21 protein-coding genes and 1 pseudogene are annotated in these 22831 nt (G+C 72.8%); 4 read left to right on the top strand and 18 right to left on the bottom strand.

Going from position 1 to position 22831, the window contains the following annotated elements; genetic code table 11:
* Positions 1-4: 4 nt before the first annotated feature.
* The 12 genes from B4915_RS10220 to B4915_RS10165 all read right to left on the bottom strand — a co-directional run bounded on the left by B4915_RS10220 (position 5) and on the right by B4915_RS10165 (position 13310).
* On the bottom strand, positions 5-652 hold the full coding sequence (locus B4915_RS10220) for a TetR/AcrR family transcriptional regulator (protein WP_245907431.1): 648 nt from the start codon (positions 650-652) through the stop codon (positions 5-7).
* 28 nt (positions 653-680) lie between these two features.
* On the bottom strand, positions 681-2450 hold the full coding sequence (locus B4915_RS10215; RefSeq protein WP_105805664.1) for a sugar phosphate isomerase/epimerase and 4-hydroxyphenylpyruvate domain-containing protein: 1770 nt from the start codon (positions 2448-2450) through the stop codon (positions 681-683).
* Between the two features lie 57 nt (positions 2451-2507).
* Entirely contained in the window at positions 2508-3845 is a 1338-nt protein-coding gene (locus tag B4915_RS10210; protein ID WP_105805663.1) for an MFS transporter, read from the bottom strand.
* 13 nt (positions 3846-3858) lie between these two features.
* Positions 3859-4746: a shikimate dehydrogenase gene (locus B4915_RS10205; protein ID WP_105805662.1), complete on the bottom strand. Its 888-nt coding sequence runs from the start codon at positions 4744-4746 to the stop codon at positions 3859-3861.
* Positions 4747-4974: 228 nt separating this feature from the next.
* A complete protein-coding gene (locus tag B4915_RS10200; protein ID WP_105805661.1) occupies positions 4975-6462 on the bottom strand; it encodes an aldehyde dehydrogenase family protein in 1488 nt (495 codons plus the stop codon).
* An 86-nt stretch (positions 6463-6548) separates the two neighbouring features.
* Positions 6549-7397 carry a PaaX family transcriptional regulator gene (locus tag B4915_RS10195; protein ID WP_181158537.1) on the bottom strand — a complete coding sequence of 283 codons (849 nt, stop codon included), beginning with the start codon at positions 7395-7397 and terminating at the stop codon, positions 6549-6551.
* A 20-nt stretch (positions 7398-7417) separates the two neighbouring features.
* Positions 7418-8212, bottom strand: coding sequence for an ABC transporter ATP-binding protein (locus B4915_RS10190; RefSeq protein WP_105805659.1), 795 nt, complete (start codon positions 8210-8212; stop codon positions 7418-7420).
* A complete protein-coding gene (locus tag B4915_RS10185; protein ID WP_105805658.1) occupies positions 8205-9029 on the bottom strand; it encodes an ABC transporter permease in 825 nt (274 codons plus the stop codon). The genes B4915_RS10190 and B4915_RS10185 overlap by 8 nt, the downstream gene beginning before the upstream one ends.
* Complete coding sequence (locus tag B4915_RS10180; protein ID WP_105805657.1) at positions 9026-9847, bottom strand: ABC transporter permease; 822 nt, start codon at positions 9845-9847, stop codon at positions 9026-9028. The genes B4915_RS10185 and B4915_RS10180 overlap by 4 nt, the downstream gene beginning before the upstream one ends.
* A gap of 79 nt (positions 9848-9926) precedes the next feature.
* On the bottom strand, positions 9927-10910 hold the full coding sequence (locus tag B4915_RS10175) for an ABC transporter substrate-binding protein (protein WP_105805656.1): 984 nt from the start codon (positions 10908-10910) through the stop codon (positions 9927-9929).
* A gap of 171 nt (positions 10911-11081) precedes the next feature.
* Complete coding sequence (locus tag B4915_RS10170; RefSeq protein ID WP_105805655.1) at positions 11082-12152, bottom strand: PDR/VanB family oxidoreductase; 1071 nt, start codon at positions 12150-12152, stop codon at positions 11082-11084.
* Positions 12153-12155: 3 nt separating this feature from the next.
* Positions 12156-13310: an aromatic ring-hydroxylating oxygenase subunit alpha gene (locus tag B4915_RS10165; RefSeq protein WP_105805654.1), complete on the bottom strand. Its 1155-nt coding sequence runs from the start codon at positions 13308-13310 to the stop codon at positions 12156-12158.
* A gap of 172 nt (positions 13311-13482) precedes the next feature.
* Between B4915_RS10165 and B4915_RS15060 the strand changes: the two are divergent.
* Positions 13483-13716 (top strand): annotated as a pseudogene (locus tag B4915_RS15060) (PadR family transcriptional regulator); the annotation flags it as partial.
* Positions 13717-14341: 625 nt separating this feature from the next.
* On the opposite strand, the gene ppgK reads toward B4915_RS15060, so the two are convergent.
* Positions 14342-15136: a polyphosphate--glucose phosphotransferase gene (ppgK, locus tag B4915_RS14950; protein ID WP_105805653.1), complete on the bottom strand. Its 795-nt coding sequence runs from the start codon at positions 15134-15136 to the stop codon at positions 14342-14344.
* A 184-nt stretch (positions 15137-15320) separates the two neighbouring features.
* Positions 15321-16493, bottom strand: a complete 1173-nt coding sequence (locus B4915_RS10150) for an acetyl-CoA C-acyltransferase (protein ID WP_105805652.1) — start codon at positions 16491-16493, stop codon at positions 15321-15323.
* Between the two features lie 204 nt (positions 16494-16697).
* On the opposite strand from B4915_RS10150, the gene B4915_RS10145 reads away from it, so the two are divergent.
* Complete coding sequence (locus tag B4915_RS10145) at positions 16698-17987, top strand: D-alanyl-D-alanine carboxypeptidase family protein (protein WP_181158536.1); 1290 nt, start codon at positions 16698-16700, stop codon at positions 17985-17987.
* A gap of 79 nt (positions 17988-18066) precedes the next feature.
* Positions 18067-18450 (top strand): TFIIB-type zinc ribbon-containing protein, encoded by a 384-nt coding sequence (locus B4915_RS10140; protein WP_105805650.1) that lies wholly within the window; start codon positions 18067-18069, stop codon positions 18448-18450.
* 9 nt (positions 18451-18459) lie between these two features.
* On the opposite strand, the gene B4915_RS10135 is transcribed toward B4915_RS10140, so the two are convergent.
* From B4915_RS10135 to B4915_RS10125, 3 genes are all read right to left on the bottom strand, one after another.
* The gene (locus tag B4915_RS10135; protein ID WP_245907430.1) at positions 18460-19794 is read right to left on the bottom strand and encodes a M20/M25/M40 family metallo-hydrolase; all 1335 of its coding nucleotides are present in this window, start codon (positions 19792-19794) and stop codon (positions 18460-18462) included.
* 152 nt (positions 19795-19946) lie between these two features.
* Positions 19947-20600 (bottom strand): TetR/AcrR family transcriptional regulator, encoded by a 654-nt coding sequence (locus B4915_RS10130; RefSeq protein ID WP_105805648.1) that lies wholly within the window; start codon positions 20598-20600, stop codon positions 19947-19949.
* A 115-nt stretch (positions 20601-20715) separates the two neighbouring features.
* Entirely contained in the window at positions 20716-21132 is a 417-nt protein-coding gene (locus B4915_RS10125; protein WP_105805647.1) for a hypothetical protein, read from the bottom strand.
* A gap of 269 nt (positions 21133-21401) precedes the next feature.
* Between B4915_RS10125 and B4915_RS10120 the strand changes: the two genes are divergently transcribed.
* Positions 21402-21896: an FBP domain-containing protein gene (locus B4915_RS10120; RefSeq protein WP_105805646.1), complete on the top strand. Its 495-nt coding sequence runs from the start codon at positions 21402-21404 to the stop codon at positions 21894-21896.
* On the opposite strand, the gene B4915_RS10115 is transcribed toward B4915_RS10120, so the two are convergent.
* Entirely contained in the window at positions 21897-22787 is an 891-nt protein-coding gene (locus B4915_RS10115; protein WP_219845103.1) for an SDR family NAD(P)-dependent oxidoreductase, read from the bottom strand.
* Positions 22788-22831: the final 44 nt, after the last annotated feature.

The following is a 22831-nucleotide window of genomic DNA, read 5'->3' as shown; positions in this document are numbered from 1 at the left end:
CGGCTCAGCCGGCGGTCCGGGGAGCGCTCAGCCACGCCACGACCACGTCGCCGATCATGCGCCGCAGGCGCTCGCGGCGCTGCGGCTCCTCGAACTCGACCCCGAAGATGTAGCCGAAGGTGTGCTGGTTCGCGACCTGGAAGACGCAGTAGGAGCTGATGAGCAGGTGCACCTCGAGCGGCTCGATCCCTGCCGCGAACACTCCCTGCTCCCGGCCGCGCTCGAGCACCTCCTCGAGCAGCCCCAGGGCGGGCTGGTTCGCCTCCCGGATAGAGGGGATCTGACGGATGAAGCGGCCGTGGTGGATGTTCTCGACGGCCACCAGCCGGATGAAGTCGCTGTGGGCGAGGTGGTGGTCGAAGGTGATCTCCGCGATCCTGCGCACCGCTTCGACGGGACTGAGAGCGCCGACCTCCAGCTCGCGCTCGGCGTCCCGGATGCCCCGGTAGGCGGCCTCCAGCACCGCGAGATAGAGCCCCTCCTTGGAACCGAAGTAGTAGTAGATCATCCGCTTCGTGGTCCGGGTGCGCTCGGCGATCTCGTCCACCCGGGTGCCGGAGTAGCCCGATTCGGCGAAGGCCCGCGTGGCTTCGGCGAGCAGTTCGGCACGGGTCCGCTCCGCGTCGCGCTGTCGTTCCGTGCCGTGGCTCACCCCACCATTGTGCCCCACCGCTCGTCGCTCAGCCCCGCTGGGCCGCGAGGCGCACGGGGGCATTGGCGGCGCCGTATCCGGGGTAGCCGCCGCGGCGTTCGACGATCTCGAGGAACACCCCTCCCAACGTGGGCGTGTAGAAGTGGACGAAGGAGCCGTGGGCGTCCCGGTCGTAGAGCAGGCCCAGCTCGCGCAGCTCGCCGATCCGTTCGGGCCCGAGGGCGAACCGCGCCTCCAGATCGTCGTAGTAGTTGCTCGGGATCGGCAGGAACTCCAGGCCGCGGGCACGGGCGAGCCGCGCGGTCGCAGCGGCGTCCTCGACGCGGATCGCGAGGTGCCGCGGCATTTCCGGAGCGCTGGGCGGGGCGAGATTGCAGGCGAGCCGCACCGCGCCGTCCGGGGTGCGGAGCACCTGGCTGCGCACGAGGCCCTGCGGTCCCGGCAGTTCGGAGCTGGTCTCCGCCGTCAATCCGAGCACGCTCGTCGCGAAGAGCACCGCCTCGTCGAAGTGCTCCCACCCGGCGCCCACGTTGACGTGGTCGATCCATCCGCGCAGCCCCGCGGCGCCCCGCTCGCCGCCGCCGAACTCGTCCCGCCAGGAGCGCCCGGCGCGGTCGTCCCAGAAGAACTGCGTGCCGTCGGGCGCCTCGACCCCGCGCAGTCGCTGCTCGCCCTCCAGCGTCCACCGGAATGCCTCGCTCGCGCCGATGGCGCCGGCCCGCCGCACGGCCGCAGCAGCGTCGTCGACGCGCAGGCCGATTCCGGCGAGCCGGGCCTCGGATCCGCGGTGCTGCTCGTTGAGGACGATCCGCGCCTCCCCCGCCTCCCACAGGCGCACGCGCTTGCTGCGGTGCTCGCCTGCGAAATCGAATCCGAGCTGCTGCAGCAGGCGGTCGACGTCCGAGAGATCCTCTCCCGCGATCTCGACGAAGTCGACGCCCCGCGGCGGCTGGAGCGGTTCGAGCCGGTCCTGCTCCCAGCCGCCCGCCACCGCGGCGCGGTCCGCCAGCCACCGCAGCGAGCGGTGCGCGTGGCGCGCGGTCGCGACCGGGTCGGTCTGGCGGAAGACGTCGTTGAAGACCTCGAGCGAGAGCGGGCCGCGATACCCCGCGCGGAGCACGTGACCCAGGAAGGCGGGGAGCTCGAAGCTCCCCTCCCCGGGGAAGAGCCGGTGATGCCGGCTCCAGGAGAGCACGTCGAGCTCCATCTCGGGCGCATCCGCCAGCTGGAGGAAGAAGATCCGGTCCCCGTCGATCTCCTCGATGGGGGCGGGGTCGAGGCCGAGCGAGAGGATGTGGAAGCTGTCGAGGCAGAGGCCCAGATTGGGCCGGTCCGCGAGCTGCACGATCCGCCACGCGTGCCGGTAGTCGCGCACGAAGCGCCCCCAGGCGAGCGCCTCGTAGGCGATCCGGATGCCCCGCGCGGCCGCCCGGTCGGCGAGCTCCGCGAGCTGCGCGGCCACGAGCTCGTCGTCGTCGGCCGTTGCGGTCGCCACGTTGCTGCACAGCAGCAGCAGCTCGGCTCCCAGGCGCTCCATCACCTCGAACTTCGCCTCGGCACGCCGGAGATTGTCCGCGAAGGTCTCCGCATCGACGCCCTCGACGTCGCGCATCGGCTGGAACATCTCGATCCGCAGCCCGAGTCGCGCGCAGAGCGCCCGGATCTCCTCGGGCGACTCGTACGCCGCGGTGAGGTCGGAGTCCATGATCTCGACGCCGTCGAATCCCGCGGCGGCGCAGGCGTGGAGCTTCTGGGTGAGCCCGCCCGAGAGGCAGACGGTGGCGATGGAGGTGTGCACGGTCTGGGAGCTCCTTGCTGCTGGATGGGGTGTCGGGATGTCGCGGCCCGCGCGCGGCTACCGCTGCGCCGTCTCCGGGGCGGCGGGGAGCCTGACGCCGAGCGTCGCGGTGGGCACGTCCTTCGTCTCGCGCGCCGTGAGCGCCGCGAGCGTCACGATCAGGCAGATCACGGCCGTGAAGGCCGAGATGACCACCCAGCCGCCCTGCTGCACGCCGCCGAAGGCAGCGACGATGGACGGGGCGAAACCGGCCATGAGGAAGCCGAGCTGGGTGCCGATCGCGAGCCCGGAGAAGCGCACGCGGGCGGGGAACATCTCGCCGTAGAAGGACGGCCAGACGGCGTTCGCCGCGGCGTAGCCGCAGGAGAAGGTGAGCACGGCCAGCGCGAAGGTGAGGAGGGTGCTGCCGCCGCTCATCGACAGCATGTAGAAGGGCATGAAGACCGCCGAGGAGATCGCCCCGTAGATGAACACCGGCTTGCGGCCGATCTTGTCGGAGAGCATGGCGAACAGCGGCTGGGTGCCGAGCGCGAAGACGTTCGCGACGACCACGAGCCAGAGGGTGAGGCTCTCGGCCAGCCCGACCTCCTTGCCGTAGGCCAGTGCGAGGTTGCCGAACACGGTGGAGACGGCCGCGATGAACGCGCAGAGGACGACGCGCAGCACATCTCGCCAGTGGTCGCGCATGAGCTCGACGAAGGGGATCTTCGCGAGGCGGCCCTCCGCCTTGGCCTCCTCGAACGCCGGCGGCTCGTGGAGCGTGCGCCGGATGTAGAAGGTGACGACCACGACGACCGCGCTCAGCCAGAACGGGATCCGCCAGGCCCACTCGTACTTGAAGGCGCTGTCGTCGGGAAGCAGGGTGATGGGCAGGAAGGCGAGGGCCGCGAGGATCTGCCCGCCCTGGGTGCCCGAGAGCGTCCAGGAGGTGAAGAAGGAGCGCCGGTGGTCGGGCGCGTGCTCGAGGGTCATCGAGGAGGCGCCGGCCTGCTCGCCCGCGGCGGACAGGCCCTGCATGAGCCGGCACAGCACGAGCAGGATGGGGGCGAGCCAGCCGATCTGCTCGAAGGTCGGCAGGCAGCCGATGATGAAGGTGGCGGCGCCCATGAGCACGAGCGTGAACATGAGGATCCGCTGGCGCCCCACGCGGTCGCCGAGGTGGCCCAGGATCACCGCCCCGACCGGGCGGGCGACGTAGGCGAAGCCGAAGGTCGCGAGGGACATCACGAGGGCCGCCTGATCGCCGCTCGGGAAGAACACGCTCGGGAAGATGAGGGCGGCGGCGGTGCCGAAGATGAAGAAGTCGTAGTATTCGACGGCGCTGCCCATGAAGCTGGCGAGCGCCGCGCGCACGGGGGTTTTCGCGGGGGCTGCGTCGGGTGTCGTCGTTGACATCGGCTGAGGTCTCCTAGTCGTGGGGGTGGGTTTCGAGGTCGATGAGCGAGCGGAAGCTGCGCAGCATGCGTGCCGGGTCGGCTTCCCGGCCGGTGATGAGCCGGAAGGCGTCGACCGCCTGGAACACGGCCATTCCGCCCCCGTCGAGGGTGGCGCAGCCGAGGGAGCGGGCGGCGCGCAGCAGCTCCGTGTCGAGCGGACGGTAGACGATGTCGGCCACCCAGAGCCCGGGGCGCAGCAGGCCGAGGTCGATGGGGGCTCCGGGGTGGGCGCGCATGCCGCGCGGCGTGCAGTGGACGAGGCCGTCACTGTGGGCGAGCGCCTCGGCGACGCCTGCGGGGGAGGCCGGCTCGACCCTGGCGCCGTGGCGCTCGGCGAGCTCGGCGGCGAGCGCGGTGGCGCGTCCGGGATCGATGTCGACGAGGGTGAGCCGTCTGGCTCCCAGTCGCAGCAGCGCGTCGGCGACGGCGGAGCCGGCGCCTCCGGCCCCGAGCTGCGTGACGTGACCGAGGGCCGCGCCGGGCAGGCCCGCGCGGAAGGCGGCGGCGAAGCCGGTGGTGTCGGTGTTGAAGCCGGCGCGGCCCTCGGGCGTGAAGAGCACGGTGTTCACGGCGCCGAGCGCGGCGGCGACGGGATCGACGCGGTCGAGGAGTTCGAGCACGGCACGCTTGCAGGGGTGGGTGATGTTGAGCGCGGTGAATCCGAGGCGTTCCGCCCAGTCGAGCACCTCGGGAAGCTGCTCGGGGCGGAGTCCGAGGCCGGGCAGGTCGATGGGGCGGTAGACGTAGGCGAGGCCCTGCGCCCGGGCCTCAGCCATGTGCATCGGCGGGGTGAGCGAGGGCGTGACGCCGTCTCCGACGAGACCGGCCAGCACGGCGGGCTGGGCTTCCGGTGCGGGCATGGCGCTCCTTCGCGTCTGGGCGGTGCGTTTCCGGCTAATGTACTAACCGGTACGTCCATGTTACGCGCAGATGCGCCGCCGTCAAGCCGGGCGCCAGATCCGACGGCGAATCACCCGTACGCACAGCACCGCCCCCGGCCCGCTGAGGGGTCGGGGGCGGTGCGCGTGCGGGGGATCAGGAGCGGAGCCCGGCCCGCCGGGATCCGCCGGAGGAATCCGCCGCGGCGCTCAGAGCGGGTACTGGCCGGGCTCCCGGCGCAGGGTGATCCACCGGGTCTCGGTGAAGGCCTCGACGTTCGCGGCGACGCCGCCGTGGCGAGATCCCGTGCCCGAGGCGCCCACGCCGCCGAAGGGCGCGTTCGCCTCGTCGTTGACCGTCTGATCGTTGATGTGGACGATGCCCGTGGGGATCCTGCGGGCCAGCTCCAGCGCGCCGAGCGCGTCACGGCTCACGATCCCGAGCGACAGCCCGTACTCCGTGTCCGTCGCGATCTCGACCGCTTCGTCGTCGCTCGCGTAGCGCACCACGGACGCGACCGGGCCGAAGACCTCCTCGCAGAAGGCCTCCGCATCGCGCGGCGGATCGACGAGCACCGTCGGGCGGTAGCACAGGCCCTCGTAGCTTCCGCCAGCCGCGAGCCGCGCGCCCGCGGCGACCGCCCGCTCCACGAGCCCGTGCACGCGGTCCCGCTGGGTCTCGTCGATCAGCGGCCCGAGATGCACCTGCCCCGCGGCTGGATCGCCGACCACCATCGAGTCGGCCTTCGCGGCGAGCTTCTCGACATACTCGTCGAAGATGGACTCGTGCACGATGTGCCTGCCCACGGTCATGCAGATCTGCCCCTGGTGCAGGTAGGCGCCCCAGGTGGCGAGGTTGACGGCCTGGTCCACATCGGCGTCCTCGCGCACGATGAAGGCCGAGTTGCCGCCGAGCTCAAGGTGCGCCCGCTTCAGGTGCCGCCCCGCCAGCTCGCCCACGCTGCGCCCGGCACGGGTGGAACCCGTGAATGCGATCACCCGCACGAGCGGCTCGGTGACGAGCGCCTCGCCCACCTCGGCCCCGCCGGGCACGAGCTGCAGCAGGCCGGCGGGCAGTCCGGCCTCCTCGAAGATGCGGACCATCGCGACGCCGCCGGTGATCACGGTGCGCGGGTCGGGCTTCAGCAGCACGGCGTTGCCGAGCGCGAGCGCCGGGGCCACCGCCCGGATGCCCAGGATCAGCGGCACATTGAACGGGGAGATCACGCCCACGACGCCGACGGGCACCTGCTCGGCGAGCGAGATGCGCGGTTCCTCGCTCGCCAGGATCGAGCCGAGCGGCGCGGAGGGCAGCGCGGCCGCCTCGTAGCACTCGGACGCCGTGACGTGCAGGGCGAAACCGGCGAGCGGCGGGATCGCCCCCACCTCGCGGATGTTCCAGCCGCCGATCTCCTCCGCGTACTGCTCCCACAGCGCTCCGGCTCGGCGGAGCACGGCCGCCCGGGCCGGGTGGGGCAGCGCGGCCCACTCGCGCTGGGCGGCGGCCGCGCTCTGCGCCGCGCGGCGCACATCGTCCGGCCCGGCGAGCCCCACTCGGGCCAGGGTCTCCCCCGTCGCGGGGGCCACGGAGGGGATGCTGCCCCCCGCGCCATCGACCCAGGCGCCGTCGATGAAGATGCGGCCCTCGAAGACCGAGGGCTCGATGAGCCGCGCCGACTCCGTCGTCGTTCCACTCATGGTGTCCGTCCTATTCTCTCGTGTGCGGATTGCGAACACCCCGGCTCCGTCGCCGGGGCGCGTCCTTCGGCCCCGAACACCCGCGATCACCCCGTCGCGCGGAGCGCCTCCCGCGCCGCCGGTCCCGCCGCGCCGCCGAACTCGGCACGCCGTTCCCGGTACACCGCGAGCGATCGCGGGGCCGGCCAGTCCTCGCCGAGGTAGTGCTCGGGGAGACGGGGGTCCCGCCGCAGCAGCGCGAGCCAGTCGGCGACGAGCAGCGTGCGCCCCACGAGCGGTTCGAGCTCGGCCACCTCGGGACCGGCTTCGCCCCACTGCTCGAGGAAGCGCTCGTGCGCGGCGCGCACCTCGTCGAGATCCCACGCGCCCTGCACGCGCCCGCCCATCGGGAACGCCGGCAGCTCCTGCGCGCGGAAGGCGACGATGTCGGAGTCGTCGAGCTCGTCGCGCAGAGCGCGGAGCGCGTACTCCGGATCGCGGTCCCCCGCCGCCACCCAGACGCCGTCGCGCAGCGCCGCGAACCCCGCCCAGGTGAGCGCGGAGCGCAGGCGGTGCCGCAGGCCGCGACGGCCCTCGGGCACCGAGAACGTCACGATCGTCCAGCCCTCCCCGCCGGGCGCGAAGGGCTCCCCCGCGTGGACGCGCGCGGAGCCCTGGTCGATCACCTCGCGGCCCGCGGCGGTGAGCCGGTAGACGACGCCGCGCTCGGCGCGATCCCGTTCGAGGAGCCCGTGGAGCACGAAGCGGTCCAGCGCCGCCCGCGCCGCCGGCCGGGTGACGCCGGCTCGCTCCAGGATGCACACGAGATCGACCGCGCGGTAGGGCCCGTCGAGCCCGTCGAGCCGCAGCTCGCCGATCAGGGCGAGCACGAGGCGCCGCGGGTGCGTGGGGGGCGGCACCGGCCGGGAACCGGTGGCCGCACCCGTCGCACTCATAGCACCAGTTCTACCACGCGTCATCGGCGGACGGCGTCACCGAGCTTCGCCCGCTGGATCTGCTCGTAGACGTGCGTGCGCAGCTCCGTGAAGCGCGGCAGCGCGCGCGTCGTGATCTGGTCGCGCTCGGAGGAGAGGTCGATGACGAGATCCTCCTGCACCCAGGTCGGCGACTTCGAGAGCACCACGACCCGCTCCCCCAGGTACACCGACTCGTCGATGTCGTGGGTGACGAACAGGATCGACATGCCGCGCTCCAGGTGCAGCTTGCGCACGAGGTCCTCGAGGTCGGCGCGCGTCTGGGCGTCGACCGCAGCGAAGGGCTCGTCCATGATGAGCACCTCCGGCTGATAGGCCACGGCGCGGGCGATCGCGACGCGCTGCTGCATGCCGCCGGAGAGCTGCCACGGGTACTTCGTGTCGGCGTGGTCGAGCCCGACGGCGACGAGCGCGTCGTCGACGATGCGGCGCATCTCGGCCTTCGGCAGCTTCTTGTGGCGCAGCGGCAGCTCGACGTTGCCGCGCACCGTGAGCCACGGGTAGAGGCTGCGGCCGTACTCCTGGAACACGAGCGCCATGTTCGGCGGCGGCCCGGTGACGGCCTTGCCGTCGAGCGTGACGCTGCCGCTCGTGGGCTTCAGCAGCCCCGAGATGCACTTCAGCAGCGTCGTCTTGCCGCAGCCGGAGGGGCCGACGATGCAGATCAGCTCGCCACGGCGCATCTCGAAGTCGATGTCGCCGATCGCCTCGACGCTCCCGGTCGAAGACTCGTAGACCTTGCGCAGGTGCTCGACCCGCAGCAGCGTGTCAGCCACGCTCCACCTCCCTTGTCCCGTGGTACCAGCGCAGCACGCGCCGCTCCACGAATCCGAATACCACCGCGAGCAGCACGCCCACGAGGCCGAGCAGCACGATGCCGCTCCACATCTCAGCGACGAGATAGTTGCGCTGGAAGAACACGATCCGGTAGCCCAGCCCCGACGAGGAGTAGAACATCTCCGAGATCACCATGAGGATCAGGGCGATCGACAGGGTCTGCCGCACCCCCGCCATGATGCGCGGGCTCGCAGCCGGCAGGATCAGGTAGCGCACTCGCTCCGCCCGGCTCAGCGAGAAGGACCGCGCGGTCTCCTGCATCACCGAGTCGGTGGCCTTCACGCCGTCGATGGTGTTCAGCAGCACCGGCCAGATGGCTCCCGCCACGATCACGACGACCTTCATCGAGTCGGTCGCGCCGATGAGCACGGCGATGATCGGGATGAGGGCGGGCGGCGGGATCGCGCGGAAGAACTCGAGCACGGGCGTGGTCAGCTCGCGCAGCCAGCGCACCCGTCCGATGATCGCGCCGGCGATCACGCCGACGGCGACCGAGAGCAGGATGCCGAGCACGAGACGGCCGAGGCTCGGCAGCACGTCCGCGAAGAACGCCGGCCCGACCCACGTCTGCACGAATGCGTCGAGGATGGTCAGGGGCCCGGGGAAGAACTTGCCGGGCGCGAGGGTGCCCCAGATGCCCCAGATGATGAGCAGCAGGACCGGCAGGCCGAGGGCGAAGGCGGTGTTCTCGCCGAGCTTGGCCCACACCCGCGAGCGCTGCCGCGGCACGACGACGGTGCTGGTGTAGAGGGTCATGCGGGGTCCTCCCCACGGACGGACTGGTGCCAGAACAGGGCTCGCCGCTCGACGACGCCGAAGATCAGGTTGACGACGAGGCCGATGAGGCCGGTCACGATGACGATCGCGAAGACGCCCACCTGGTCGCCGTTGCTGTAGTTGAGCATGAGCCGGTTGCCGAGGCCGGGGTTGCCGATCGTCATCTCGGCGGTGACCGCGAGGATCAGCGCGACGGATGCGGCGAGCCGCAGGCCGGTCATGAGGTAGGGGAGCGCCGTGGGCAGCACGAGGCGCAGCAGGCGCTCGCTCCGGGGCAGTCCGAAGCTGCGCGCGGTGTCGCTCGCGACGGCGTCCACATCGGCGACGCCGTAGAGCACCTGCACGAAGACCTGCCAGAAGCTCGCGAAGACGACGATGACGAGCGCCGCCTGGAGCGAGATGCCGTAGCTCAGCACGGCGAGCGGGATCAGCGCCACCGAGGGGATCGGCCGCAGGAACTCGACGACGGTGTGGGTGGCGCGTCGCAGGAACGGCACCATGCCGATGATCGTGCCGAGGACGAGCGCGAGGGCGGTGGCGAGCGCGAGGCCGATGGCCCACGCGGTGAGCGTGCGCCCCACATTGCGCCAGAACTCGAGATCGCGGACCTCGCCCGCGAGGCGCGCGAGCGTCTCGAAGGCGCCGGGGAAGTGAGCGGCGTTGACCGCGCCGGTGGCGGGGAGCGCCTGCCAGGCGAGGAGGAAGGCGGCTACCCCGAGCAGTCCCAGCAGGGGCTTGCGCAGGGAGCCGAGGGTGCGTCCGCCGGCGCCGGGCGGGGAGGTGGAGACGGTGGCCATGCCACTCCTTCGGACACGGCGGGGCCGCCCCGCCGCGCGCGCAGGGGCGCGACGGGGAGGCTCCGCTGGGCGGATTCGATCAGTACTGCTGGAAGATGGCCTCGATGTCGGGCTTCGTGTCCAGCGAGCCGTACTTCACGGCGAGATCCGCGAGCTCGTCGATCTGCTCGATGTCGAGCTCCGGGTCGAAGGTCGGGAGCGTGATGCCGGCCGCGACCTCCTCGGGGATCTCCAGGTGCTTGACGATCGCCGCGCGTGCGGCGTCGTCGTTGTTCTGCGTGAACTCCAGCGCCTCGGCCACGGCGGCGGCGTAGTCCTTCACGAGCTCCGGGTCCTTCTCGATGAGCTCGTCGGTCGTGATGTTCGTGAGGACCGTGAGGCCCGGGAGCACCTCCTGGTAGGGGTGCATCACGATGGTGCCCTCGGCGCCGATCTTGGACATGAAGGGATCCGGGACCCACGCCGCGTCGATGTTGCCGGCTTCGAGCTGGGCCTCCGCGTCGGGGAAGGCGACCTCGACGAACTCGATCGTGGAGGAGTCGCCGCCGTCCGCGTCGACCGCGGCCTTGATGGTCAGGTCGCCGGCGGCGCCGAGCGAGTTCACGGCCACCTTCTTGCCCGCCAGGTCGGCGGGGCGCTCGATGCCGGAGTCCGCGAGCGCGACGACCGCGTTCACGTCCTTGCCGGTGGGGAGGCTCGAAGAGAAGTTGCTGATGACGGTGACGCCGAGATCCTGCAGGCCGGCGCGGAACGGGCCGAAGGGCTGGCCGATGGCGAACTGGATGTCGCCGCTCATCAGGGCGGGGATCGCCTGGGCACCGCCCTGCGAGGGCACGACCTCGACCTCGAGGCCGTGCTTCTCGAAGATGCCCTCGTCGATGCCGACCTGCAGCGCGATCTGGTCGCTGATCGGCAGCGAGGCGACGCGCACCTGGCGCAGCTCGCCGCCTGAGTCTCCCGCGGAGCCGGTCGCTGCGGGATCGCTCGCGCCGGAGTCCGTGCACCCGGCGAGTGCGAGTGCGGCTGCGGCGAACATGCCGAATACGGCGATTCTCTTCTTCATTGAACAGACCTCTCAGGAGTGCAGTCGTCGTTGACCTGGATCCGCCCGCCCCCTGCGCGGCGGATCGCTTTCAAGTGTGCCCCGAAAACTCGGAGACTTCGTCCATTGTTGCACGATCGTCACAAATGTGTAAATCCACGCCGACCGTCACGGACCGCCCCGGGGCGGCGCTCAGCTCACCTCGACCACCACCCGGGAGCCCCGGCCGACCGGCCGGTACCCTGCGGCCGCGGCGGCCCCGGCCCCAGCACCGGCGGGGACGCTCGCCCCCGGGACGGACCCCGGAACCGCGGGCGCGCCCTCGATCACGCGCGAGACGCAGCAGCACATCTTCGAGTTCGGCGCCTTCTGCCGCTCGGAGTAGAACACGTCGCGGTGATCCACCGCCCCGTCGAGCGACAGGATGCGCACCTCGCACAGCCCGCACTCGCCGCGGCGGCAGTCGAACATCATGTCGACGCCGGCCCGCTCCAGGGCTTCGAGCATCGACTCGCTCGGCTGCACCTCGACGGTCACGCCGTACTGCGGCACCTCCACCTCGAAGGCCTCCGCCTCGAACCACCCCGAGTTGCCGAAGGTCTCGTAACGCAGGGCCGTGATGTCGCGATCGCTGCGCTCCCAGCCGCGCCGGATCGCCTCCATCAGCCGGATCGGACCGCACATGTAGAGCTCCGCGGTCGCGGGCACGGTGGCGAGCAGCCCGTCGACGTCCATGCGCCCCGACTCCTCGGTGATGTGCGGCACGAGCCGTTCGCCGTGCTCGGCGGCGAGCTCGTCGAGGTAGGCCATGCGCTCACGCGAGTGCCCCACGTAGTGCAGCGTGTAGTCGGCGCCCAGCCGGCGCAGCAGCGAGGCCATGCCGCGGATCGCGGTGATGCCGACGCCGCCGGCGACGAGCGCGTAGCCCGGGGCTCCCACGCGCAGGGGGAAGTCCTGCAGCGGCCGGGTGATCCTGATCCGGTCCCCCGCACGCAGGGTGTGCATGTACGCGGAACCGCCGCGCGAGGCCGGCGTCCGGAAGACGCTCAGCGCAATCCGCTCACCGCCCTCGCTGGCGCCCGCGATCGAGTAGGAGCGCTCATCGCTGCGGCCCTCGCCGAGCGTCACGACCACGTCGACGTGCTCACCGGGCCGGGCGGGCACCGGCCGCTCCGGCGCGAGCACGATGCGCCGGATCCCCTCCGCGATCTCTTCCGACTCGACGACCGTGGCGTCCTGCCACTCGATGTGCTTGTCGGCCATGCGCTACGCCCCGACCACCGCGGCGGCGGCCGCTCGCGCAGCGCTCGCCGTCAGCCGGTACTCCTGCGGCTTCCCCGTGCCGCGGCCCTCGGCCTCCAGCGCCCGCTCCAGCAGGCGCCGCACCCACATCCCGCCCGCGTCGATGTTCAGGTGGGTGAACTCGTAGTCGGGGTTCGCGTCGATCGCCTCCTGCTGCGCCTTCAGCATGGCCTCGTCCTCGCCGAAGACGCCGTGCACGCCGTTGCGCAGCTGGGTCGTGATGAGCTGGCTGTCGAGGCGGTAGTTGCGCATGAACGCCCAGAAGTAGTGCGAGCTGCGGTCGTGCTCGGGGCTGATCGTGTTCATGACGTAGCCGTTCACGCCGCGCGAGCGGTCGCCCTCGAAGGCGCCGGTGCCGGCCTCCGCGACGCCGACGTCGATGCAGATGGTCGACGGGTAGGTGTAGTGGATGATCTGCCAGCGATCGACCTTGCCCTCGAAACCGGGGAACTTGTCGCGCATGTTCTTCAGCCAGAACGGGGGCGCATCGATGTCGAACATCCAGCGGGTGACCGTCACGGTGCTGGCGTCGTGGGTGACGAAGAACTCCGATTCGCTCAGCTCCTCCTGCCCGATCGAGGAGGAGTGCACGAACTCCTCGTGCGTGAGGTCCATGAGGTTGTCGAGCACGAGCTGGTAGTTGCAGGGCGCGGCGATCGTCTCGCCGTCGCCGGCCCACTCCGGGGAGTCGAGCTGGTGCATGTCGGGGATCGTGGCGGGGTCCGCGAGCAGCGGGTCGCCGAGCCAGACCCAGAGGTACCGGTAGCGCTCGACGATGGGGAAGGAGGGCACGCGCGCGGAGGGGTTGAGCGTCTCCTGCGCGGGCATGCCCGTGCAGCGGCCGGCCGAGTTGAAGCGCAGGCCGTGGTAGGGGCACTGGATCTCGTCCGTGCCGACGAGCTTGCCCTGCGAGAGCGGCGCGAGACGGTGCCAGCAGGCGTCTGCGAGGGCCACCGGCCGGCCGTCCTGCGTGCGATACAGCGCGAGTGGGCGGCCGGCGATGGTGCGGGAGAGGATCCCGCTCGATGTCAGCTCGTGATCCCAGGCGGCCACGTACCAGGCGTTGCGCGGGTACGTGAGCAGCTTGGCGGTGGATGTCGATGACGCCTCGACGGTCATGGGTGCACTCCTTCGTGTCTGCCGGGCCCAGATCCCGGCCCAATAACTATATAGATAGTTATTGGGCGAGCATAGCGCACCCGCTCGGGCTACGCTGGGCGGAGGTCCCCGACCGTCGCCCCGCGCCCGCGCGGAGCCGATCCCGAACCCGACCCCGAAGAAAGCACCCGACATGAGCCTGCGATCCGCGCTCCTCGCCCTGATCTCCGGCGGGCCGATCACCGGCTACGACGCCGTGAAGCACTTCCACAGCTCGGTCGGCCATCTCTGGCACGCCCCCGACTCGCAGATCTACCCGGAGCTGCGGCGCATGCAGGCCGAGGGGCTGCTCGACGCGAAGGCGGTGCCCTGGGGCACGAAGCAGTCGACGAAGACCCAGTACTCCCTCACCGACGCGGGGCGGGCGGCGCTGCGCGAGTGGCAGGAGACGCCGCTGCGCTACAGCCCCGAGCGCGACCACGCGCACCTGATCGCTGCCTACTTCGAGTACGGCACCCTCGAGTCGGCGCGGGCCAGGCTCGAGGAGCACATCGCCTTCTTCACCGAGGCGCGGCGAAGCGCGGAACGGCAGGCGAACGACATCCAGGACCGCTCGAGCGCTTCGCTGCTGCGGCGCTTCGAGGTGATCGACCGCTCGGACTGGGATCGGAGCGCGGCCTTCAAGCGCTTCGCCTACGAGGGCAAGATCGCCCGCGCGGACGCCGAGATCGCGTGGGCCCGCCGCGGACTGCGCCTGCTCGACGCCCTCGCGGCGGAGGAGGCGGAGCACCCCGAGGCCCTCCCTGGGCGCAACGGCCTCCGTCCTGCCTCGCCGCAGCATCCGTCCCTGCCCCGTTCCGCCCCCGGGTGCTGCGCCGGTGTCACAGCGCAGCACCCGGGGGCGGAACGGGGCAGGGACGGATGCTGCGGCGAGGCAGGACGGAGGCCGTTGCGCCCAGGGACGAGCGACTGGTGGCGAAGCCGACGGCGACTACGCGGCAAGACGGGCCGCCAAGGGCCGCGCAGCAGGCGCAGGATTCAGCAGGCACACCCTACGGCCGGGAGGCGGCGAGCCGGGCGGCGCCCACGATGCCCGCGTTGTTGCGGAACGTCGCCGGGGCGACCGGCGCGCGCACTCCCGGGAACGGCAGGTAGCGGTCCGCGGCCTTGCTGATGCTGCCGCCGAGCACGAAGCGGTCCGGATTGAGCAGGCGCTCCACGTGGGCGACGTAGCGGGCGGCACGGGCGGCCCACGCCTCCAGCGAGATGCCCTCGCGCTCGATCGCCTTCGCCGAGGCGTGGCGCTCGATGGAGGGGTGTCCGTCGAGCTCCAGGTGCCCCAGCTCGGAGTTCGGCACGAGCACGCCGTCGCAGACGATCGCCGAACCGATCCCCGTGCCGAAGGTGAGCACCACGGTCACGCCCGGAAGGCCGCGCACCTCACCGAACGCGGTCTCGGCGATGCCCGCGGCGTCGGCGTCGTTGACCACGGTGCAGGCCGCTCCCGTCACCCGGCTGAAGAGCGCGGCGGCGTCGAGGCCGATCCAGGCGGGATCGACGTTCGCGGCCGTCAGCATCACGCCCTCGCGCACCACTCCCGGCAGGGTGACGCCGATGGGCGCACCGGCGACGGCCTCCGCTCCGGCACCGCCGTCCGCCGCGCCCAGCTCGGTGCGGATCGCGGCCGCCATCGCGCCGACCTCCGCCGCGATCGCCTCCGGGCGCCCGCCGGGCGGCGTGGGGACCCGGTGCCGCCGCCCGAGCAGGGCTCCCGTGGCGGGGTCGACTGCGGCGCCCTTGATGCCGGTGCCGCCCACGTCGATCCCGATCGCGACACGCTGCTCCATGAGCACGAGTCTAGTGTCCCGCGCCAGAGGTTCGTTTCCGAGGTCGCGTGCAGAGTGCGTGCATCGCAAGGCATGTGAGCGAAGGCTTGCTGGCGGCAAGTCGAGCGATCATGCCGCCGCGAGGTGCGTGCTCGGCGCGCGAGATCGGGAGCGAATTTCTGGCGCGGGACACTAGAACACCCCGCTACAGCGCGCGCAGGATCACCGCGCTCCCCTGCCCGCCGCCGCCGCAGATGCCGGCGGCCCCGAGCGATCCGCTGCCGTGCTCGGCGAGCTGCCGGGCGAGCGTTCCCACGATCCTGGCGCCGGAGGCCCCGATGGGGTGGCCGAGCGCGATCGCCCCGCCGTGCACGTTCACGATCGCGGGGTCCAGGCCCAGCTCTCGCGTCGAGTGCACCCCGACCGCGGCGAAGGCCTCGTTGATCTCGACCGCCGCGAGCCCGGACGCCGACGCGCCGGGCAGCTTCGCGAGCGCCGCTTCGATCGCCCGCGCCGGCTGCGCGTGCAAGTGCGTGTCGGGTCCGGCGACGAGCGCCGTCGCCTCCACGCGCGCGAGGGGAGAGACGCCGAGGCGCGCGGCCGCAGCCTCGCTCACGAGCACGAGCGCCGCGGCGCCGTCGGTGATCTGGGACGCGTTGCCCGCCGTGATCGTGCCCCCGGCGGAGAAGGCGGGACGCAGCGTCGCGAGCGTCTCGGCGCTCGTGTCCGCGCGCACGCCGTCGTCGGCGGCGACCACCGTCCCGCCGCGGCGCGAGGCGATGGCGAGCGGCGCGATCTCGCCCGCCAGCCAGTCCGCCGAGGCGGCGGCGCGGCGGTGCGACTCGGCCGCGAAGGCATCCTGCTCCTCACGGCTGAGCCCGAGCGGCCCGTTGCCGGTCTCGGTGAGCGCCCCCATCGCCACGTGATCGAAGGCGTCGGAGAGGCCGTCGCGATCCGCGGTGTCGACGAGCTGCGCGGGGCCGTACTTCACTCCGGCCCGCATCGGGATGACGTGCGGCGCGAGCGACATGGACTCCTGGCCCACCGCGACGACCACCTCCGCCTCCCCCGAGCGGATCAGCCGGGCGGCGTGCGCCACGGCCTCGGCACCCGAGAGGCACACCGCGTTGAGCGTGACCGCCGGAACCGAGAGCGGCACCCCGGCGCCCACCGCCGCCTGCCGGGCAGGATTCTGCCCGGCGCCGGCCTGCAGCACCTGCCCCGCGACGACCGCGTCGAGCTGCTCGGGCGCGACTCCGGCGCGCGCGAGCGCCGCGGCGATCGCGTGCGCGCCGAGCGCCGTCGCGGGCTGCGAGGCGAGCGCTCCGGTGAAGCGCGCGAAGGGGGTGCGGGCGTATCCCGCGACGAGTGCGGTCATGTGGTGCCTCCTGAGCTCGGAACGGGCGGGCGGTCGGGCGCTGTCCCTGCGGCCGAGGCGCGGCCCGCCTCCCGGTAGTCTGCCGCACCCGCGCCGGCCGGGGTCCGGCAGTCGCGCACAGCCGAGCCCGCCCGGGCTGTGCAATGGAGTCGAGCGCCGCCCGTGCCGGGCCCGCGCCGGAGGCGTCACGGCTACGCTGAGGGGGTGCCAGCATCACCCCGCCCCCAGGTGTCCCGCCGGCACGGCCGACGGCGCCTGCGGCGCGGCGCCGCCGCCGCCGGGACGGTGCTCGCGGCGCTGCTCGCCGGCGGCTACACCGCCGCGGTCGTGCTGACCCCCGCGCCCGCGCCCGCGCTCGAGGCGAGCGGGGACGCGCGGCGGACCTTCCAGGCGGACCCGGCCCCCGCGCAGGCGGCAGTGGACGCGCAGACCCTGCCGACCGCCGCGGGCTGGCTCGACGGCGAGGAGGTCTGGGTGAACGCGGGCGCCCCGGGGGCCGAGGATCCCCAGCCCATCGCCAGCATCACGAAGCTCGTCACCGCCCTCGTCACGCTCGAGCAGCAGCCGCTCGCGCCCGGCTCGGAGGGGGCCACTCATCTCTGGAGCGAGGCGGATCTCGCCCGCAGCGCCGCCTTCCTGGCCGAGGACGGCGTCGCCTTCCCCATCCCCGCCGGTACCGCGGTGACCGCCCGGCAGATGCTGACGCTCGCGCTCATTCCCTCGGCGAACGACTTCGCAGCGGCCTACGCGCTCTCCGTCTTCGGCGACGACGCCCGCTTCGCCGCCGCGGCGGCCGACTGGGCGGAGCGCCACGGTCTCGGTTCGCTGACCGTCGTCGAGCCCACCGGCATGGACGAGCGCAACGTCGCGAGCGCGGCGGACGTGCTGCGGATCGCGCGGCTCGCGCTGCGCGATCCCGTGATCGCGGAGATCGTGCGGCAGCCCAGCGCGGAGCTGCCCTGGGGTATCGGCGTCGTCGAGAGCACCAATCCCCTCTTCGGGGTGCTGCCGGGGGTGCGGGGCGTGAAGACCGGGCGCACGAGCGCCGCCGGCTACAACCTCGTCGCCGCGCAGGCGGCCGACGCCGGGGGCCGGGAGGCGGTCCAGCTCGCCGTCACGCTGGGCCGGCCCAGCGAGGAGTCGCGCCTGGCGTCGAGCCTCGACGTGCTCGGCGCGCTCCGGACGGCGCCCCGGCGGGTCTCGCTCGTCACGGAGGGCGAGCGCCTCGGCACCGCCGTGACCGCCGACGGCGCGCGGGTGCCCCTGATCGCGGCGGAGGCCGCGAGCGCCGTGCTGCTGCCGGGCGAAGCCGCGGAGCGCGTCGCCGAGCTCGCCCCGCCGCAGCCGGGAACGGCCGGGGCGGCGGCGGGGGTGCTGCGCCTGGACTCCCCCGCCGGCCGCCAGACCGTGCGGATCGTGACCGCGGAGCCCCTGGCGGAGCCGGACCTCTGGTGGCGGCTCACGCACCCCGGCGGCGCGTTCGATCTGCCCTGACGCGAGCACGCGGAGAAGCCGGCGTACCCCGCTGGGCGGCCCGGGGCGTTTTCCAGGTGACGCGTCTACAGTCGGGGACATGAACTGCCCCAGCGACGGAACCGTGCTGCTCATGAGCGAGCGGCAGGGCGTGGAGATCGACTACTGCCCCCAGTGCCGCGGCGTCTGGCTCGACCGCGGTGAGCTCGACAAGATCCTGGAGCGCGCGCAGGCCGAGTCGGAGCTCCAGGCCCCGCCCGCCTCCCCGCCGGCATCGCAGCCGCGAGGATACGACGAGCGGCGCTCCCCCGAGGACCGGCGCGACGATCGTCGATACTCGGACGACCGCCGCTACTCGGACGACCGCCGCTACTCGGACGACCGCCGCTACGGCGACGATCGTCACCGCGACGGCTACCGCGGCGATCCCCGCTACCGCAAGAAGAAGAGCCCCTTCGAGTTCCTCGGCGACTTCTTCGAGTAGGGGCTGCGCTCAGCCCACCCGCTCCCGCACGATCAGCCGCAGCGCGGCGAGGGACAGCGCCACCGACTCCACGTCGATGCGCTCGTCGTTGCCGTGCACGCCCTCCCGGTAGCGCTCGTAGCTCCAGCCGGGCGCGAGCAGCCCGAAGCCGTAGGCGGGAATGCCGAGCTCCCGCAGCACCCGGGCGTCCGAGCCGCCGGCCGCCATGATCGGGACCACGGGAGCCCCCGCGACTTCGCCGACGGCGCGCTCGATCGCGGCGAAGAGCGGTTCCCGCGGACTCGACGCGGTGGCGGCCCATCCCCGCAGATGCTGGATCTCCACCTGTGCGGCGAGCGGGCCGAGCACGGCCGCGAGCAGCTGGTCGACGTCATCGTCGCTCGTGCCGGGAAGGGTGCGGATGTCGAGGTCGATCGTGCCGACCGCGGGGATCACGTTGTGGGTCGCGCCGGCGCGCAGCACCGTCGGCGAGAGCGTGACGCGGGAGACGGCGTGCGCGTACCCGGCGATGCCTCCCAGCTGCGGCAGCGCGGCGTCGACGCTGACCGGGTCGCGCAGCCGCTGCGCGAGCACGGGATCGTCGATGCGGGCGTCGACGAATGCCCCCCACAGCTCCCCGAGCTGCGGCACGGGCGCCACCTCGCCCAGCCGTTGCAGCACCTCGCCGACCCGGTACGAGGCGCTCGCGGCACCGTAGGGGATCGAGGCGTGCCCGGGCTTGCCGCGGACCACGAGCCGCCGCCCGGCGGACCCTTTCTCGGCGACCTCGATCGCGACGTGCCGCCCCATCCGCATGCCGCCCGACTCCGAGATCGCCTCGCTCACGCGCACCGTCTCCGGATGCTCCCGCGCGAGCCAGTGGATCCCGTACTCGCCCCCGGCCTCCTCGTCGGCAACGGCCAGCAGCACGAGCTCGCCGCGCGGCCGCTCGGGCGCCAGCGCGAGCTCGCGGATCACCGTGGCGAAGGCCGCGGTGAGATAGAGCATGTCGACGGCTCCGCGCCCCCACACCTCGCCGTCGACGAGCTCGCCGCCGAAGGGGTTGCGCGTCCAGCCCTCGGGATCGACGGGCACCACGTCGAGGTGCCCGAGCAGGCCGAGGGACGGAGCATCGGGGTCGGTGCCGCGCACCCGCGCGACGAGCGAGGCCCGTCCCGGGGCGGACTCCAGCACCTGGGTCTCGAGCCGCCCGGTGGCGACGGCGGGCGCCAGGAAGCGCTGGAGGACCCGCACGCTGCGGATCTCCTGACCGGACTCGGGGCGGCCGTCGTTGACGCAGGCCTCACGGATCAGCGCGCGCAGCAGCTCGATCGCGTCCGATTCCAGCGCGCCGCCACCAGACACCGGTCTCCACCTCCGCTCGCCCGGGCCGCACCCGGTCCACCCCTCCACCCTACTCGCCCGCACCCGCGGACCCGCGAGCTGCTCGCGCCCGCGCTGCCCGCTGCGTCCGCGGGGCGCGCGCAGGCGGTGGCTCCGCACCCCTGCGGCAGGTGCTACGCCACGGAGTCGAGGATGGCGGAGACCCCCGCACGATAGACCGCCATGCCGTCGATCGCGAGCAGCGCGTCGCGGTGCCGGCTGACGAGCGGGAAATCGCTCAGCTCGACCGAGCCGAAGCCGCTGATCCACGGGATGGAGCCGTCGCGGGCGGCGCCCCGGCGCGCCATGACCTCCTGGGCCATCGCCGCGGACTGGGCGAGGGCGAAGCCCGAGACCGCGGCGTAGGCGCGGATCAGCTCGGCGCCGTCGAGACCGGCCTCGCTGAGGCGGGCGAGCACGAACTCGTCCCCCGCCACGTCGCCGGGGCCGGCCGGATCGAGGATGGCCCCCTCGGCGGCGATCGAGGGGTGCTCGAGGCTCAGCTCCGCGATGCGCAGCAGGTGCGCCTCCAGCCGCTCCCGCCACCCTCCCCCGCTCGCCTCCGCCTCGGCGACGGCGATGGCGCTGAGACGGTCGAGCGCGGCCCGGGTCAGCTCCTCCTTGTTGCGGAAGTGGCGGTACATGGCTGTGGCGTCGACGCCGAGGGCCTCGCCGAGGCGCTTGAAGGTGACCCGCGCGTGCGGCTCCTCGCGCGCGAGGCGGAGGATCGCGTCGACGATGACCCGCCGGTCCAGGCGTGCGCGCTTCGGAGCGCTCTCCTCGCTCATCTCGCCTCCTGCCGGCCTCGGGACCCGCTGCCAGTGTATCCGCCGGCACGGAGACAGGCTCCGCAGCGGGCGCGGCCGCATCGGCGGAGAGCCGGCCCGGCGAGCGCTTCGCCCCTCAGGACCGCTCGTGCAGGGTCTCCTCGCCCGAGCCGTCGACCACCTGCACGACGCGCAGCGCGTCGATGTCCTCGGCGCCGTAGCGGAAGACGTCGTCCACGAGCCGCTCGCGCTCGGCGTCGGTGAGCGTCTCGCTCGTCACGACGCGGACGCTGTCGGCCGCAACGTTCTCCACCTCGTCGATGTCGCGGACGGGACTCCCCTCGGGCACCGCGTCTCCGGCGTCGCGGAGGTTGATCTCGATCTGCTCCGCGATCCCCTGGCCGACCTCCTTCATGTCCTGCACTTCGCCAGAGCCCTCGCTCGGGACCGCTTGGGTGCAGGCGGAGGCACCCGCGAGGCCGACGAGCGCGATCGCTCCGGTCGCGGCGAGACGGATGGCCGATGCGGTGGTTCCGTGGGCGTGCTGAGTCATGCCCCGAGGCTAGGGCGTCGCCGGCTGCGGCGGGGAGGGGCTTGACTTCGGCGGTGGTAGCATTCTTCGCGTGATGAGTACGCTGTTCCCTGCCTCCGGGCGTGAGGAGGTCGGCGGCGGGTCTTCCGCCGTCGAGGCATGAGGCGCGTCCGCCGGCATCGCGGACGCACGAGACGACACCACATCCACTCCGGCGCGCGAGCCGCGAGGCACGCCGCGCGTGCCCGTTCCGACGGCCCGTCCCCGCGCCCCCGACTCCGGGAAGCCTCATGCTCGAACTCACCGAATCCACCATCCGCCGCTGCTTCGTCAACGCCTCGCGCAAGGAGGTCGCCTCGGCCGGCCTCCCCGCCGATCTGGAGACCCGCCCGTGGGCCGATCTCGACTACCTCGGCTGGCACGACCCCAAGTTCGCCAAGCGCGCCTACGTGGTGCTGCCCGCGCTGGACGGCAAGCCGATCGGCGTCATGCTGCGGCTCGGCGACGCCCAGCCGGCAGGGCCCCAGATCTGCGAGTGGTGCCGCGACCACCGCACCCTCGCCGAGGTCGCGTTCTTCAGCGCTCGCCGGGTCGGCGAGTCCGGCCGCCGCGGCAACACGGTCGGCACCCTCATCTGCCGCCGCTTCGAGTGCTCGTGGAACGTCCGCAACGACCCGCCGCTGCCCTACGACGGCTTCGACCAGGACGCGGCGCGCGCCGCGCGCATCGACGCGCTCCGGCTGCGCGTCGCCGCCTTCGCCGACATGCTGCTCACCGGGCGCTAGTCAGCCCTGCTGTGCACCGCGCAGCGCGGCCGCGCGGGCGCGGTAGGCCACCAGGGCCTCCGCCCGCTCCCGCGCGGCCTCCGGGTCGACGTCGTAGGCGTCGTAACCGGCAAGCACGGAGTCGAAGTGCTCGCGCAGCCCCTCGCGGGTCTCCGTGAAGGGCAGCACCCAGAAGCGCTCGTGCTCGATCGCCGAGCGCAGGTGCTCGGCGAGCTCGACGGGGTCCATGCCGCCCCGGTAGAGCTCGTCCTGCAGTGCGACGAACTCGGGCGAGTCGGTGAAGCTCGACCCCTCGGCGAACTCGTCCGGCCGGCTGTCGAGCGTGTGCGCGATGCCGCTCCGCACGCTCGCCGGGCACACGACGGAGACCCCGACGCCCTGCGGCGGGAGCTCGAGCGCGTAGCTCTCCATCAGGTTGATCACCGCGGCCTTCGAGGCGGCGTAGATGCCGGCCACCGGGCTCCCCTGGAAGCCGGCCATCGAGGCGACGGAGGCGATGTGGCCGCCGCGGCCGGCCGCGAGCATGCGCGGCAGCACCGTGGCGATCCCGTTGATCACGCCGCCGAGATTGACGCCCATGATCCAGTCGAAGTCCGCGAAGGTGGCCCGGTCGAGCCGGCCGAAGCCGTTGACGCCCGCGGTGTTGAAGAGCAGCGTGACGGGATCGCCGAAGCGGTCCTCCACGGAGTCGACGGCTGCCGTCCACGCGCCGCGATCGCGCACGTCGAGCGGCACCGGGTGCACCTCGATGCCCGCCGCCGACAGCTCGCCCGCGGCCCGCTCGAGCATCTCCGGCCGGACGTCGGCGATCGCGATGCGGCAGCCGAGGCGTCCGAACACCTCCGCCTGGCCGAAGCCGACGCCGGAGGCACCGCCAGTGATGAAAGCCACCCGTCCTGTGAAGTCCCGCACGCCTGATCCTCCTCGATCGCTTC

This window comes from Leucobacter massiliensis, assembly GCF_002982315.1.
GTDB lineage: Bacteria > Actinomycetota > Actinomycetes > Actinomycetales > Microbacteriaceae > Leucobacter > Leucobacter massiliensis.
The sequence above is the reverse complement of the archived record's forward strand: the minus strand, read 5'-3'. Positions and strand labels throughout refer to the sequence as shown.

Excerpts from the sequence above, each read along its gene's own strand:
- B4915_RS10210 (WP_105805663.1), bottom strand. The coding sequence starts at position 3,845 with ATGTCAACGACGACACCCGACGCAGCCCCCGCGAAAACCCCCGTGCGC.
- B4915_RS10140 (WP_105805650.1), top strand. The coding sequence starts at position 18,067 with ATGAACTGCCCCAGCGACGGAACCGTGCTGCTCATGAGCGAGCGGCAG.
- B4915_RS10185 (WP_105805658.1), bottom strand. The coding sequence starts at position 9,029 with ATGACCCTCTACACCAGCACCGTCGTCGTGCCGCGGCAGCGCTCGCGG.
- B4915_RS10125 (WP_105805647.1), bottom strand. The coding sequence starts at position 21,132 with ATGACTCAGCACGCCCACGGAACCACCGCATCGGCCATCCGTCTCGCC.
- B4915_RS10175 (WP_105805656.1), bottom strand. The coding sequence starts at position 10,910 with ATGAAGAAGAGAATCGCCGTATTCGGCATGTTCGCCGCAGCCGCACTC.
- B4915_RS10130 (WP_105805648.1), bottom strand. The coding sequence starts at position 20,600 with ATGAGCGAGGAGAGCGCTCCGAAGCGCGCACGCCTGGACCGGCGGGTC.
- B4915_RS10170 (WP_105805655.1), bottom strand. The coding sequence starts at position 12,152 with ATGGCCGACAAGCACATCGAGTGGCAGGACGCCACGGTCGTCGAGTCG.
- B4915_RS10195 (WP_181158537.1), bottom strand. The coding sequence starts at position 7,397 with ATGAGTGCGACGGGTGCGGCCACCGGTTCCCGGCCGGTGCCGCCCCCC.
- B4915_RS10200 (WP_105805661.1), bottom strand. The coding sequence starts at position 6,462 with ATGAGTGGAACGACGACGGAGTCGGCGCGGCTCATCGAGCCCTCGGTC.
- B4915_RS10180 (WP_105805657.1), bottom strand. The coding sequence starts at position 9,847 with ATGGCCACCGTCTCCACCTCCCCGCCCGGCGCCGGCGGACGCACCCTC.
- B4915_RS10165 (WP_105805654.1), bottom strand. The coding sequence starts at position 13,310 with ATGACCGTCGAGGCGTCATCGACATCCACCGCCAAGCTGCTCACGTAC.
- B4915_RS10120 (WP_105805646.1), top strand. The coding sequence starts at position 21,402 with ATGCTCGAACTCACCGAATCCACCATCCGCCGCTGCTTCGTCAACGCC.
- ppgK (WP_105805653.1), bottom strand. The coding sequence starts at position 15,136 with ATGGAGCAGCGTGTCGCGATCGGGATCGACGTGGGCGGCACCGGCATC.
- B4915_RS10205 (WP_105805662.1), bottom strand. The coding sequence starts at position 4,746 with ATGCCCGCACCGGAAGCCCAGCCCGCCGTGCTGGCCGGTCTCGTCGGA.
- B4915_RS10150 (WP_105805652.1), bottom strand. The coding sequence starts at position 16,493 with ATGACCGCACTCGTCGCGGGATACGCCCGCACCCCCTTCGCGCGCTTC.